11 protein-coding genes are annotated in these 13,646 nt (G+C 73.3%); 4 read left to right on the top strand and 7 right to left on the bottom strand.

Translation table 11 applies throughout. From position 1 onward, the window contains the following. Positions 1-135: 135 nt before the first annotated feature. The 3 genes from ACIPW5_RS29860 to ACIPW5_RS29850 form a co-directional block, all read right to left on the bottom strand. Positions 136-489: a hypothetical protein gene (locus tag ACIPW5_RS29860; protein WP_401251386.1), complete on the bottom strand. Its 354-nt coding sequence runs from the start codon at positions 487-489 to the stop codon at positions 136-138. 38 nt (positions 490-527) lie between these two features. Next, complete coding sequence (locus ACIPW5_RS29855; protein ID WP_401251384.1) at positions 528-869, bottom strand: HopJ type III effector protein; 342 nt, start codon at positions 867-869, stop codon at positions 528-530. Positions 870-1,017: 148 nt separating this feature from the next. Continuing rightward, complete coding sequence (locus ACIPW5_RS29850; protein WP_401251381.1) at positions 1,018-1,788, bottom strand: transglutaminase domain-containing protein; 771 nt, start codon at positions 1,786-1,788, stop codon at positions 1,018-1,020. A gap of 162 nt (positions 1,789-1,950) precedes the next feature. Between ACIPW5_RS29850 and ACIPW5_RS29845 the strand changes: the two genes are divergently transcribed. Next, positions 1,951-5,043: a patatin-like phospholipase family protein gene (locus ACIPW5_RS29845; RefSeq protein ID WP_401251379.1), complete on the top strand. Its 3,093-nt coding sequence runs from the start codon at positions 1,951-1,953 to the stop codon at positions 5,041-5,043. A 71-nt stretch (positions 5,044-5,114) separates the two neighbouring features. Here the strand turns inward: ACIPW5_RS29845 and ACIPW5_RS29840 are convergent, their stop codons facing one another. Then, a complete protein-coding gene (locus tag ACIPW5_RS29840; protein ID WP_401251376.1) occupies positions 5,115-7,346 on the bottom strand; it encodes an MMPL family transporter in 2,232 nt (743 codons plus the stop codon). 176 nt (positions 7,347-7,522) lie between these two features. Between ACIPW5_RS29840 and ACIPW5_RS29835 the strand changes: the two genes are divergently transcribed. Both ACIPW5_RS29835 and ACIPW5_RS29830 read left to right on the top strand, forming a co-directional pair. Beyond that, positions 7,523-8,695, top strand: a complete 1,173-nt coding sequence (locus ACIPW5_RS29835) for a sensor histidine kinase (protein ID WP_401251374.1) — start codon at positions 7,523-7,525, stop codon at positions 8,693-8,695. Continuing rightward, complete coding sequence (locus tag ACIPW5_RS29830) at positions 8,670-9,332, top strand: response regulator (protein ID WP_401251371.1); 663 nt, start codon at positions 8,670-8,672, stop codon at positions 9,330-9,332. The genes ACIPW5_RS29835 and ACIPW5_RS29830 overlap by 26 nt, the downstream gene beginning before the upstream one ends. A 61-nt stretch (positions 9,333-9,393) precedes the next feature. Here the strand turns inward: ACIPW5_RS29830 and ACIPW5_RS29825 are convergent, their stop codons facing one another. Together ACIPW5_RS29825 and ACIPW5_RS29820 are read right to left on the bottom strand one after the other, a co-directional pair. Beyond that, positions 9,394-10,248 (bottom strand): carbohydrate-binding protein, encoded by an 855-nt coding sequence (locus tag ACIPW5_RS29825; RefSeq protein WP_401251368.1) that lies wholly within the window; start codon positions 10,246-10,248, stop codon positions 9,394-9,396. An 85-nt stretch (positions 10,249-10,333) separates the two neighbouring features. After that, positions 10,334-11,266 carry an AraC family transcriptional regulator gene (locus ACIPW5_RS29820; protein WP_401251365.1) on the bottom strand — a complete coding sequence of 311 codons (933 nt, stop codon included), beginning with the start codon at positions 11,264-11,266 and terminating at the stop codon, positions 10,334-10,336. A 182-nt stretch (positions 11,267-11,448) separates the two neighbouring features. On the opposite strand from ACIPW5_RS29820, the gene ACIPW5_RS29815 reads away from it, so the two are divergent. Further along, positions 11,449-12,339 carry a hypothetical protein gene (locus ACIPW5_RS29815; RefSeq protein WP_401251363.1) on the top strand — a complete coding sequence of 297 codons (891 nt, stop codon included), beginning with the start codon at positions 11,449-11,451 and terminating at the stop codon, positions 12,337-12,339. Here the strand turns inward: ACIPW5_RS29815 and ACIPW5_RS29810 are convergent. Continuing rightward, on the bottom strand, positions 12,324-13,532 hold the full coding sequence (locus ACIPW5_RS29810) for an ATP-binding protein (protein ID WP_401251361.1): 1,209 nt from the start codon (positions 13,530-13,532) through the stop codon (positions 12,324-12,326). The two genes, ACIPW5_RS29815 and ACIPW5_RS29810, sit on opposite strands and share 16 nt — an antisense overlap. Positions 13,533-13,646 lie beyond the last annotated feature (114 nt).

Raw genomic sequence — 13,646 nt, 5'->3', positions numbered from 1 at the left:
CCGCGCCCCAGCCGCCGGTCACTGCCGTGCGGGTGCCGGGGACGCCACGCGCGCGACCGCGGGCGCTCGGACCGCCGGTCCGGGGCGGCCCCGGCCCGGCCGGCGGCGCAGCCGGACCGGCGGCACGCCCCGGGCTCAGAACGTCGCCCAGCCGGGTGTCTCCCCGGTGGCCTCGACCCAGGCCAGAACCTGGTCGAGGGCGCGATCGAGGTCGGCCGGCGACTGCGGATCCACGTGCCCCTGCCACGCGGCGTCCCCCACCAGGTCGATCGCGATCACACCGGCCCCGGACGCGGCGAACACGCTGACGCGGCCCCACCTGGTCCCGGAATCCATGGTGACCCCGGCATCGGGAGGGTTCTTCCTGCCGCGCCTGACCGGGCCGCGGTCGGCAGCCCGCACCGACAGCTCGATGGCGACACCGCGGTCCCGGCACCCCCGCTCACGCCCCGCGAACCACGCCTGCAGCCACGCGGGCGATCCGCTCACGCCGTTCCCCTCCCCCGGAACCGCAACCGGGCCGCCGTTCAGGCCTTGCGGGTCAGCGGCTGCCCGGCGAAGCGCACACCGGCCAGGCCGTGCGCCATGAGGTTGCGGATGTTGGCGTGGTCGGTGCCGTCCGGAGTGGCCAGCACGCTGCGGTAGTGCTCGCCGAAGGCCAGCAGCGCCTCCTGGTCGCTGAGCTCCTCCAGCAGGGCCAGTCCCAGGGTCTTGCAGGAACCCTCGTTCTCGCCCGCGGCGTTCTCCACGTCCCCGTTGCGGAAGGCCTGCGGCTGGTACGCGTAGTGCGCGGCGACGAAGGCCAGGGTGTCGGCGAACTCGTGCTCGCCCGACGCAAGGCTCGCCCGCAGGGAGGTCAGATCCGTCATGGTGGTGCTCCTGGGTTGAACAGACGATCCGATTGCCGTCCGTGACCGGACGACCATACCCCCCTGGCGTCCGTCCGCCGGGAATCGCGCCACATGCTGGAACCGGTGGCATCGCCGCAGGTCATGGCGGTTTCGCCGATCCTGCCCGCTACGCCGCCACGGTGCGCGCCCCCGCCGAACGGCGGCCGAGGACCGGCTCCGCGAGGGTGCGGGCCAGCGGGCACAGGGTCTGGCCGTGCCGGGCGAAGAGGTCGTCCCGGGACGCGAAGCGGCCGAGGTCGGTCAGGACGTAGGCCGACAGGTCGCAGGCTCCGGCGCCGGCCGGGCACACGGGCGCGGCCGTGTCGCCGTCCCAGTCGATCGCGGTACGGGAGAGCGCCTCGAAGAGCGTTTCGGAGCCCGCGTTCGTGAAACCGCCGCCCCCGACCGGGTCGAAGAGCTCCGAGACGGTCAGCCACGCCGGGGATCCCGTCCCCGTCGACGCGTGGAACTCCGGCCACGCCAGGAGCACCTGGTCCGGCACGAGCGGGCGGAGCCTCGGGAACCGGGGGTACCAGAACCTTCCGTCAACGACCAGGCCGCGCACCCGGGTGGCCGTTCCGGTCGCGCGCGCCACGGCCTCCAGCAGCGCCATCCGCTGGCTGCACGAGCCGCGTCCCCGCCGCAGCACCTCCGATACGGGCCGCTCGTCCTGGACGGAGTACACGGGCCGGACGGTGGCGGCGATCCACGCGTGCACCCGGCGCAGCGTCTCCACGTCGGCGGGGCCGGCGGGCAGTTCCAGGCTCCGCACCAGTGCGCCGACGCGAGGGTCCCGCCAGTCGAGGATGCGGGTGGGCGAGGCGCTGCCCGCGGGGGATCCGGCCGCCTCTCCCCCCGTACGGATGCGTCGGCGCGGCCGCAGGAGCGAGCTCGTCATGCTGTTCGGTCCTTCCCTCGGAGGCGTGTCGGACTCGTATCCTGACACAGGATTTGAACGCGTTCAACACTTGGGGGATGCGTGGGCCGAGCGGGTCCTTCGCAGACGTGCGCAGGGCGCGTACCGATCACGACGGGACGTACGGGCGACTACGCTGCGCGCATGCCGCACGCTCAGGCGCAGTTGAAGCTGCGGGAGATTCCGGGCTGGGCGGTGGCGCTGTGCCTGTCCGGGCTCGCCGCCGGTCTCTTCATGATCCTCTGGTACGCGGCCGACCCCCCGTTCCGGTCCAGGCCCACCGGCGACCGCGAACTGCGGCTGCAGTTCGCGGCGACGGCCGGCGCCGCCCGCGCCCTCGTGCGCGACGGAGGCGGGTACGAGCTCTTCCGGGACGGCCTCCTCCTCGACTGGTGCTGGCTCATCCCCGCCTACACGGCGGCACTCGCCGGAGCCTTCGGACTCGGCCACCTGCTCCTCTACCGGAAGTCCACGCGCCGGTGGGCCCTGCGGGCCCTGATCCTCACGCCCGTCGCGACGGCGGCGGACTGCGTGGAGAACCTCTTCCTCTGGAAGGCCCTGGCCCGCATCGGGGCCGATCCCCGCGGTCCCCTACCCGGCAGCGCCACGGATCCGCACCTTCAGCGGAACCTGGAATGGGCGAGCCACTTCGCCCAGCTGAAGTGGGCCCTCCTCATCCCCCTGGTGGCAGCCGCCGTCCTGGCCGTCACCACCCTCTGCTGCCGACGCGTCCTGGACCCCTGCGAACTGCGGTGCGCACAGCGGGACCGCCGCCCCGTGTGGGCGTACGCGCACCACCCCGCCGGCGATCCGCAGACGGCCCCCGACGTCATCCTGCCGCCCGCCGCGCCCCACGACTGGGAGCCCCGGGCCCAGTGGACCGCCCGCGACCCGGCGGTGCCGGCCCTGGCGCAGAAGCCCGAGGACCTCGCGGACAGCGCGTCGGCCCGCTGGCGCAACCGCGCCTACCAGCCTCCCGGCCGCAAGCCCGGGGAGATCGGCTTCTGCGTTTCCGGCGGCGGCATCCGGTCGGCCTCGATCGCCCTCGGCGCACTGCAGGCGCTGCGCGGACCACTGCTGAAGGCGGACTACCTGGTGTCGGTGTCCGGCGGCGGCTACACCGCCGGAGCCCTCCAACTGGCCCTGACCGGAGCCCGGCCCGCGGACGCGCAGGGCAACCCCTCGGTGCCGCCCGGCCTCGCGGTGCCCGCGGACGTCTTCGCGCCCGGCAGCCCGGAGGAGGACCACGTCCGGCGGCACGCGAAGTACCTCGCGGACGCGCCCAAGGAGAAACTCGTCGCCACCGGGGCGGTGCTGCGCGGCATGGCCGTCTCCTTCGGCATGCTGGGCCTGGTCTTCGCGGTGGCGGGCCAGTTCCTGAACGCCTTCTACTCCCGCGTGCCGCTGACCGACCTCCAGAGCTTCGTGCCCCGACCGAAGGTGTTCGTCCCCACGTGCCCGGTCACCGAGGCCCCGAAGTGCCCCACGGCACCGGAACTCTTCCTGCCGTCCTTCACCCTGTACCCGAACGCGTGGCTGCCCGTCCTCGCACTGCTCGGCCTGGCCGGCGCCGCCTCCGTGGCCGTCGCCTTCGGGATGCCGGGAGGCAGGTCGCGCCCCGCCTGGCTGCGCACCTGGCTGAGCATGATCGTGGGCCTGGCCGTGGCCGTCGCCCTGCTCTCCGTCGTCCTCCCGGCGGTGATCTGGTTCTTCGCCTGGCTGGCGCAGGAGCAGGGACTGGTGCACAACGACGGCAGGGGGCTGTCGGTGCTCGCCGCGCTCACCGCCGCGGCCACCGCGGTCGGCACCTGGTTCACCGTCGTCCACCGGTCGGTGAAGGAACTGAAGCCGGACGGCGAGAAGTCGGGCCTCCTCGGCAAGGGGAACGGCCCCTCCCTCGTCGTCCAGGCCGGCGCCGGGTGGGCGAAGGCCGTGGTGTGCTGGCTGGTGCTGTTCCTGGTCGCCTTCTTCTGCCTCGCCCTCATGTCCTGGGTCGCGGTCTACTCCGGCAGCTGGAACCCCTGGCTCAAGGCCGGGGTCCCCTTCGCCCTGCTCGTGCTGGCGCTCGTGATCGACCAGACCACCTTCAGCCTCCACCCTTTCTACCGCCAACGGCTGGCGAGCGCCTTCGCCGTCCGCCGTACGGTCCTGAAGGACGGATCGGTGGGCGCCCTGCCGTACGACTACAACCGCGAGCCGACCCCCTTGCACGCCTACGCGGAGCGGGTGCCCGGCTTCCCCAAGGTCATCTTCGCCGCCTCGGCAGCCGTGTCCCTGCGCAACCGCACCGCCCCCGGCCGGCCCGCCGTGCCGTTCACCTTCGCCTCCGACTACTGCGGCGGCCCCGACACCGGCTGGGTGCGCACCGACACCCTGCGGGAGACCTCCCCGGCGCTGATCCGGCGCGACCTGACCGTGCAGTCCGCCGTCGCCGTCTCGGGAGCGGCCTTCGCCTCCGCGATGGGCTCCCAGACCATGTTCATGGAACGCCTGCTCGCCCTCTCCAACGTACGGCTGGGCACCTGGGTCCCCAACCCCCTCTACCTCGCCGAACTGGCGAAGTACGGACCCAACCGGATCATGCCGCGGCTGCCGAGGGTGCGGCGCCTGCGCTACCAGCTCCAGGAACTGGTGGGCCGCTACTCCGACACCACGCCGCTGCTCCTGTGCACCGACGGCGGGCACTTCGACAACCTCGGCCTGGTCGAGATGCTCCGGATCGGGTGCCGGACCGTCTACGTCATCGACTCCTCCGGGGACACGCCGCCGCTGGCCACCACCCTCGCCCAGGCGGTCACCCTCGCCTACGAGGACCTCGGAGTGAAGATCACCTTCACGGACCCGGGACAGAACCTCCTGGACCTGGTACCCGGCAGCGCCGAACCGCTGCCCCCCGAGGTCCCGATGGCCGCGCTGAACGCCCGCTTCTCCGCCACGACCGTCGTCCGGGGCACGATCGAGTACCCGAACCCCGTCGAGTTCTCGCCCGGCCGGTGGGACACCAAGGGGACCATCGTCTTCGTGAAGGCCGGCCTGACCCCCGACATGCCGTACGAACTGCTCAGCTACGCCCTCAGGGAGAAGGCCTTCCCCCGCCAGGCCACCTTCGACCAGTGGTTCGACCACGCCCAGTTCGACGCCTACCGCGCGCTCGGGCACCACATCGGCACCAAGGCGGCGGAAACACCCCCCGCCCCGCCCCGCCGCAGCACCACGTCCTGGTGGCGCCGCAGCTGACGCCCGCCCTGATCGAGCCCTTGCGGAGATCCTGATCACCCACGACCGCCCCGCCGAAGCCCTCGCCGTGCTCAACCGGACGGCGTGCCGCTAGAGGCCGGTTCAAGGGCGGTGCCGACGGTGCCGTCGGTGCCGACCGGACCGCGGGGAAGCGTCCGGTCGAGCCACTTCGGCAGCCACCAGTTGGCCCGGCCGAGGAGCGTCATGGTCGCCGGGACCAGCACCATGCGGACGACCGTGGCGTCGATGAAGACCGCGGTGGCCAGGCCGAGCCCGAACATCTTGCTGGAGGGGTCGTCGGCGACGGCGAAAGAGAGGAAGACCGCCACCATGATGAGGGCGGCCGAGGTGATGATCCGGGCGGTGCGCGAGACGCCCTCGATGATCGCCGTGCCGTTGTCGCCGGTGCGCTGGTACTCCTCGCGCACGCGGGAGAGGAGGAACACCTCGTAGTCCATCGACAGGCCGAACAGGATGGCGAAGAGGAACATCGGGATGAACGACACGATGGGAACCGTCGCTTCCAGCCCGATGAGCGCGCCTCCCCAGCCCCACTGGAAGACCGCGACCATGACCCCGTAGGCCGCGCCGATGCTCAGCAGGTTCAGCAGCACCGCCTTGAGCGGGACGAGTACCGAGCGGAAGACCAGCATCAGCAGCAGGAACGACATCCCCAGCACGGCGGCCACGAACACCGGCAGGCGCTCGCTGGTGCGCCGGCCCACATCGGACAGGCTCGCGGCGGCGCCGCCGACGTGGGCCCTGGCCGGGCCCTGCCCGATCGCCGCGGGCAGCACGTCGGCGCGCAGCCGGGCGATGGTGCCGGCCGTGGCCTTCTCCTGGGGGCCGGTGGTCGGGAACACCACGACGGTCGCGATGCCGGTGGCCCGGTCGACGTGCGCCGGCGCGACGGACGCGATGCCCGGATCCGCCGCGACCGCCCCGACGAGCCGGTCCAGCACCCCCGGATCACCGGCGGGGTCCGCCGCGATGACCACGGGACCGTTGGTACCCGGGCCGAATCCCTCGGCGACCAGATCGTAGGCCCGGCGCTCGGTACGGCTCTGCGGCAGCGATCCGTCGTCGGGCAGTCCGACGCGCAGGCCGAGCACGGGCAGCGTCGCCGTCAGCAGCAGCACCGCAGATCCGACCGCGTACGGCACCGGGTGCCGGCCGACGTGCCCGATCCAGCGCCGCCAGCCGGCGGCGGGGACGGCGTCCGGCCCCGCGCCCCGGCGGCGCAGGAACCGCCCGGCCCGGCCCAGACGCGGGCCGGCCGCCCCGAGGAAGGCCGGCAGCAGCGTCACCGACGCGAGCACCATGGTCAGGACGACGATCGAGACGGCAACCCCGCCCACCGTCATGAACGGCACGTTCGCGACCGCCATGCCGAGGATCGACACGACGACGGTGCCGCCGGCGAAGACCACCGGCCGCCCCGCCGTGGCCACCGCCCGTCCGGCCGCCTCGTGCGGATCGAGCCCGTGCGCGAGGTACTCCCGGTGCCTCGCGAGCACGAACAGCGCGTAGTCGATGCCCACGCCGAGCCCGACCATGCTGCCCAGGACCGGTGCGAAGGAGGGGACGTCCGTGAACCCCGCCAGCACCGTCATCGTGGCGACCCCGACGGTCAGTCCGAACACCGCCATGCCGATCGGCAGCGCGGCCGCGACGAGCGAACCGAACGCCAGGAACAGGACCGCGGCCGCCGCGAGGAGGCCGATCAACTCGCTCACCCCGCCGTCCGGGTCGGAGAAGGCGTAGAAGAGGCTCCCGCCCATCTCGATCCGCAGGGGCAGTTCGGCGCGCAGCCGGTCGCCGAGTCCGACGAGCGCGTCGAGGTCCTCGGCCGACAGCCGGCTCTGGTCCGGGTACTGCACCCGGACGACCGCGATCCGCCCGTCGGCCGAGACGAGGCCGCCGCGCACGGCCTGCTCCCCGCCCGCGCCCAGTGCCCCCGCGGGGTCGCCGGTGCCGAGCACGTGCGGCAGCCGCTCCACCTCGGCCTGCAGCCGCGAGAGAGCGGCGCGCGCGCCGTCGTCGGCGAAGAACGTCGCAGTGCCGTCGAGGGGGGTGACGACCACTTGGGCGGTCATCCCCTCCTGGCCGGTGCCGGCCCGCTCGATCAACTCCGCGGCCCGCTGGGAGTCCAGTCCCGGAGCGGTCATCGCATCCGCGCTCCGCCCGCCGAAGGCGACGGCGGCGAGGACGGCGAGCGCGGCGGCGGCCAGCCATGCCGCGATCACGCGCCAGGGATGGCGGGCGGCGCCAGTGCCCAGGCGCAACAGGGATTTCGAGAGCATCGGGGTCCTCCAACCACCTCGTCGGCCGTCCTCGTACGGACGCCGATGCCGAGGTTCGTCGCCGGGGAGCTCCGCGGCATCGGCCCGCGGGCCGCCGATCCGTCAGCCCCGGGGCGGAGCGACGAACCGTCCTTTCGGCCGATGCGCGGCACGCCGCGGCACCTACGCTGAGAACCGTGCTCCGAGACGACCTGCGAACCCTGTGGACCGAACCCCGGCCGCCCGGCGCGCCCGACCGGGTGTGGCGGGACTGGGCCCTGCTCGCCGCGGGCCTCGCCGAGGTGGCGCTGGAGGCCACCCTGCGCGAGGACGTCGTGTGGCGGCCGGTGGCGGTGGTGCTCGCCGTGTGGCTGTGCCTGCTGCCCCTGTGGCGCCGGACCCGCCCGCTGGCCGCGGTGACGCTGGCGTTCGGCTCGGTGGTCCTGCTTCCGGTGGCCTCGCTCGTCGCCGCACCGCCCCAGCCCGTCGGCCTGTACACCGGCGTGGTCGTGCTCGTGCTGGTGTACGCGCTGCCCCGGTGGGGATCGGGACGCGAGATCGTGCTGGGCGGCGCGGTGATCCTCGCCTCCGGCGCGCTGTGCGTCGCCACGGACGGGACCCCGCTCGTCGAGAAGGCCGTGGGCTTCGTCTTCCTGCTGCTGCCCGGCGTGGTCGGGGCCGCCGTGCGGTTCCGGGTGACCGCGCGCGAGCGGCAGTTGGACCAGGTGCGCTCCCGGGAGCGCGAGCAGCTCGCCCGGGAACTGCACGACACGGTGGCCCACCACGTGTCGGCCATGGTGATCATCGCCCAGGCGGGCCGGGTGCTCGCGGGCACCGACCCGTCCGCCGCCGTCGGGGCGCTGGAGGGCGTCGAGGAGGAAGGGGCGCGCACGCTGGAGGAGATGCGCGCCATGGTCGCCGCGCTGCGCGACCGCGGGGTCGGCGCCGAGCTGGCGCCCCCGGCCGGTGTCGCGGATCTGGAGCGCCTGGTGCGCACCCCGGGCGGTCGCCTCAGCGTCGACCTGTCGATCGACGGCGAACTGGACGCGCTGCCCCCGGCCGTGGACGCGGCCGTCTACCGGATCGTGCAGGAGTCGATGACCAACGCGCGGCGCCATGCCGTCGACGCGACCGAGCTCGTCGTCCGGGTCGCCGCGGAACGGCACGCGGTACGGGTGAGCGTGCGCGACAACGGCCGGCGCACCGGCCGGGGCCGCGACGGATACGGACTCACCGGACTGCGCGAGCGCGCGGCCCTGCTCGGCGGTACCCTGCGAGCCGGCCCGGGTACCGACCGGGGCTGGCACGTCGAAGCCGAACTGCCGGGAGCGAGGAGCGAGAGCGGTGTCCATTCGCGTCCTCGTCGCTGACGACCAGACGATCATCCGCACCGGGTTGCGGATCATCCTGGACGCCCAGCCCGGCATCGAGGTGGTCGGCGAGGCCGCCGACGGGCGGCAGGCGGTCCGTCTGGCTCGCGAACTCCGCCCTGACGTCTGCCTGTTCGACATCCGCATGCCCGTGATCGACGGGCTGGAGGCCACCCGGCTGATCGCCGGCCCGGGCGTCGCGGATCCGCTGGCCGTGGTCGTCATCACCACGTTCGACCTCGACGAGTACGTCTACGGCGCGCTGCGTGCCGGCGCCCGCGGATTCCTCCTCAAGGACACGGGACCGGACCTGCTGGCCCAGGCCGTACGGTCGGCGTCCGGCGGTGAGGCGCTCATCGCGCCCAGCGTCACCGTCCGTCTGCTCCAGGCGTTCGCGGACCTGCCCGCCGGCCGGCCCGTGGCCCAGCCGGTGTCCCCCGTCACCGCCCGCGAGGAGCAGGTGCTCCTCGCCGTCGCCCGCGGGCTGACCAACACCGAGATCGCCGACGCACTCCACATCAGCCTCAGCACCGTCAAGACGCACCTGGCCAGCCTGATGGCCAAACTCGGCGCCCGCAACCGCGTCGAGATCGCGATGTGGGCCTACGAGACCCGCCGCATCCTCCCCGGAAGCTGAGCCGGATCCCGCGCCTGCCGGAGGGGGCCTCCGGCAGGACTTCGTGCGGACCGGCCGGTTCTCAGAGGCGCTGCCAGAGCGCCGGCACGTTCGGCGGCTCCCAGCCGGCGACCGCCGTGTGCGCCTGCAGGCACCGGTACGCGAGGCCCGCGTACGTGGCCCCGTCGCCGGCCCGGTACGCCCGGCCGGCTGTCCAGGTGCCCGTGGGCGGTGTGGTCGGCGGGGGAGTGGTCGGCGGCGTGGTCGGGTCCTGGGGCACGTCCAGGACGAAGTCGAAGGTGCCCTCCTGGCCGGGCCCGGCCTGGCGCAGGTTCATCAGCAGGCGGCTGTCGAAGAGGCTGTCCGTGTTGTTGCGCGGTTCGCCGGGGAAGTACAGCTGGGTGGTGACCACCCGGCGGCCGGGCGCCTGGAGCTTGACGTGGAGGTGGCGGGTGCGCCCGGGGTAGAGCCCCGGGACGATGGTGGTCAGGCTGAACGAGCCCTGCGCCGTGCTGAACTGGTGCCCGCGGAAACGGTAGCCGCTGTTGTCGTACGCGCCGGCGTGGTCCGCCTGCCAGAAGTCGATCAGGACGCCGGGGATCGGGCGGCAGCCCCGCCCGAAGACGTACCCGGTGACGGTGAGCCGGGTGCCCGGCGTACCGCTGGTGACCAGGGAGTCCCGCAGCGGGGAGTTGGGCTTGAAGTACGGGCCCTCCATCTGCTCCACCGTCGGCCCGTCGCCGTCGTGGCAGTCCGGGGTCGGCGCGAGGGTGGCGCCGGCCGGACCCGTCCGGTCGCGGGCGAGCGCGACCGGCGCCCCGATCAGCAGCGGGGCGGCGCCGAGTGCGGCGGCGGCGCGCAGGACGGTCTTGCGGCTGACCCGGCGTCCGCTTTCGCCGGTCGCGGGTATGGCGTTGGGCTCCTCGGGTAACGGCATCGAGGCCTCCTCGCTGGACGGGTGGGGGGTGAGGGCGGGGGCGGGGACGCGGTGCGCTCCGGTCCGCTCGCCACCGGCAGTCAACCTACGGGCCGTCCGGGTGCGCGGCGATGGACTCGATCCGGGGATCGTGGTGATTTCGACCGGCCCGGTTGCGGAACTCGCCCGGCGACATCCCCGTCTCCTTGCGGAAGAACCGGCAGAAGTACGCCGGATCCGCGAAGCCGGCCTGGTGCGACACCTGGCGGATGGTCATGTGCGTGCCGGACAGCAGCCGCTTCGCCTCCAGCGTCCGCTGCTGCCGGATCAGGCTGCCGGGCGAACGTCCCGTGGCCCGCCGTACGAGCGTCTGGAAGTGCCCCGCGGACAGGCCGAGTTCCCGCGCGTACCAGCCGACCGCCCAGCGTGCTCCACCGGGTTCGCAGAGCAGCCGGCCGAAGGCCGAGGCGACTTCCGCGGCCCGGTCGCACGCCGGCGCGGGCGCATCCGACGGGGATCCCGTGCTGCCCGGGGTCCGGGACGCCCGGGCGATCAGGATGTGCAGGCAGGCCCGCAGCACGTTCTGGTACCCGGGCCGCAGTTCCCGGTACTCGCCGCCCATGTCGGCCAGGAGCGCGGCGATCGGTGCGGCCTGCTCCCCGGCCGGGTGTCCGGGGCGGGCGGCCAGCGCCCGGAGGGCGGACGCGTCGTCCGCGTGGGGCAGCAGGAAGTCCTCGTTGAAGAGCACGACGTGCCCGGTGAGTTCCTCCGCCCCGGCCCAGTGGTGGACCTGGCCGGGGGTGATCACGCACAGCTGCGGGGGCTCCACCGGCCGGCTGACCAGGTCCAGCACGTGCGAGCCGCTCCCGCCGGTCACGTAGACGATCTCGTAGAAGGTGTGCCGGTGGGGGAAGGCGGCGCGGGACAGCGGGCCGATGGTGTCGAAGGTACCGATCGCGAAGGGCAGCAGGTGGGGGAGGGGGACCTCGAGCCGGTGCAGGGGCAGGTCGGGGAGGCGGGTGTTCCGAAGCCGGTCCATGCCCGAAGTCTCGGCCCGCCCCTCCGGCAGGTCCAGACCAGTCACGGACGCGGGCCGCCGCCCGCCCTGCCGCCCCGGGGGCAGGTGCTCGATCGGAGGGTTGACGCACCGTGTAGAAAGGGACCTCGAACGACCGGGCCGACCGACCGGCCGGTCCCGCACATCCCCGGGGGGAAGCCACCATGCGCACGCACGCGCTCCGAAGAACCTTCGTGTCCCTGCTCGTCGTCTCGGCCTCGGCCACCCTGGTCCCGGCTGCGGCCGCTCCGGCCGCAGCCGCCCCGGCCCAGTGCCGCGGACCGCAGAGCGGTGTCCTCGCGACGCTCTACCCGGGCCAGCGCCTGGACGCGGGAGCCCGCCTGGCCGACAACGTGAGCACCACCGAACTGGTCATGCAGCCCGACGGCAACCTGGTGCTCTACGCACTGGGAACCCCCGGCGGCTACAAGCTGCCCCTGTGGAGCAGCGGTACGTACGGCAACCCCGGCGCGTACGCCGCCATGCAGGCGGACGGCAACTTCGTCGTGTACAGGAAGGACGGCGGCGACGGCAGGGGCGGCGCCCTCTGGCACACGGCGACGTACGGCAGCGGACCGGGCACGGGAAGCGTCAAGGCGTCGCTCCTCGGCGGCGAGTTCCTCGTCGAGGGCCGCAGCGCCACCCGGTGGTCCACCCGCAGCTCCGAGCGGCAGGCCTGGCTCTGCTCCGATCCCGCGACGGCCGCCGACGGCTGGTGGACGGGCAACTGGGCCCAGTCGGCGACCGTGTGGCTGGTGCTCCAGCAGGACAACAACCTGGTCATGTACCGCAAGCGGGACGGCAAGGCCATCTGGAGCAGCGGCACCTACGGCGGCAGCCGCCGGGTGACCCTGCAGATGGCACCCAAGGACCGCGGGGACCTGACGCTCGTCGAGGAGGGCCGCACCACGGTCCGCTGGCGGACCGGCACGGCCAACAACCCCGGCGCGTACGCCCAGCTCCAGGACGACGGCAACCTCGTCGTCTACAAGAAGGACGGCGGCCCCGGTAAGGGCGGCGCCCTCTGGTACACCGGCACCTACAACAAGGTCTGACCGGTCGAGGGGCCGAGGACGTGGCGGACGACGGCCGCGGCTTCGTCCGGGTGGTCGTCCAGCCAGTCGGTGACGTGCGCCCGGACGACCTCCTGGACGTAGGCACCCGCTTCGGGGTTGGCGAGCCTGGTCCTGGTGGAGCCCTCGAAGACGGGACGGACGAGTTTCACGGAGACGACCGCGGTCAGTCCCCGGTGGACGGCCTCGGCCGGAACGTCGCCGTCCTGTGCGGACAGCAGGCCCCGGCGGCGCGCGTGGTCGTTGACGAGCCCGGTGAGCGCCGAACGGAAGCCCTCCTCGTGGGTGCCTCCCTCGTGGGTGCGGGAGCCGTTCGCGAAGGACCGGAGCTCTCCCGGGGGCCAGGTGCTCCACTGCAGGGCGACCTGCACGCAGAGCGTCTTGTCCTCGTTCTCCGACTCGAAGCCGATGACGGGGGAGTGGACGAGGCGTACGGGGTGGGGGTTGAGCCGGGCCACGAAGGCTTTGAGGCCGTCCGGGTGGTGGTGGCGGATCACCCGGTCCGGCCGCTCGTCGGTGAGCGAGACGGCCAGGCCTGCGTTGAGGAGCGCCAGTTCCTGCAAGTGCTCCGACAACGTGGCGAACGAGTACCGGGTGGTCTCGAATATGCCGGCGTCGGGCAGGAACGCGATCGTGGTGCCGTGTTCGCGGGTCTCCTCGTTCCTCGTCAAGGGGGTGACGGGGACGCCCTTCTCGTACTGCTGGGTCCAGCGGTGGCCGTCCCGCCGGACCTCGACGGTGAGACGGCTCGACAGTGCGTTGACCACGAACAGCCCCAGGCCGCTGAGCCCGCCGGAGTTCCCGTAGCCGGTGCGGAGCCTGGAGCCGAAGGGCAGCTCCGTCAGCTCGCGTTCGAGGGCCGACGTGCCGGTGGGCTCCTCCGCCTCGACGGGCAGGCCCCGCCCGTCGTCCGCGACGCGGATGCCGCCCTCCGCGGTGATCGTGACGTCGATGGTGCCGGCGTGGCCGGCCAGGTGCTCGTCGACGGCGTACGAGACGACCTCGTACACCATGTGGTGCAGCCCGCGTTCGCCGGTCGAACCGAGGTACATGCCGGGGCGTAGGCGCACGGCCTCGTGGCCTTCGATGATCTGGATGTCACTGGCGCTGTACCGGTGCGCGTTCGCGGACTGACGGGGCTGATGGGGCTGACTGGCGTTCACGGATTCGGTCATGGAGCACCCTCCCTGGGCCGTCCTGAGCAGGTGTGCCGACGAAGGGCATCGGAGCAGCCGACGCTGCTTCCGTGCCGTTGCGGACGTGTGCCCATCCTAGGAACTTCGCGATAA

This window comes from Streptomyces sp. NPDC090077 (genome assembly GCF_044747545.1).
Lineage (GTDB): Bacteria > Actinomycetota > Actinomycetes > Streptomycetales > Streptomycetaceae > Streptomyces.
Note: the sequence above shows the minus strand (reverse complement) of the source record. Positions and strands in the feature narration are given on the sequence as shown.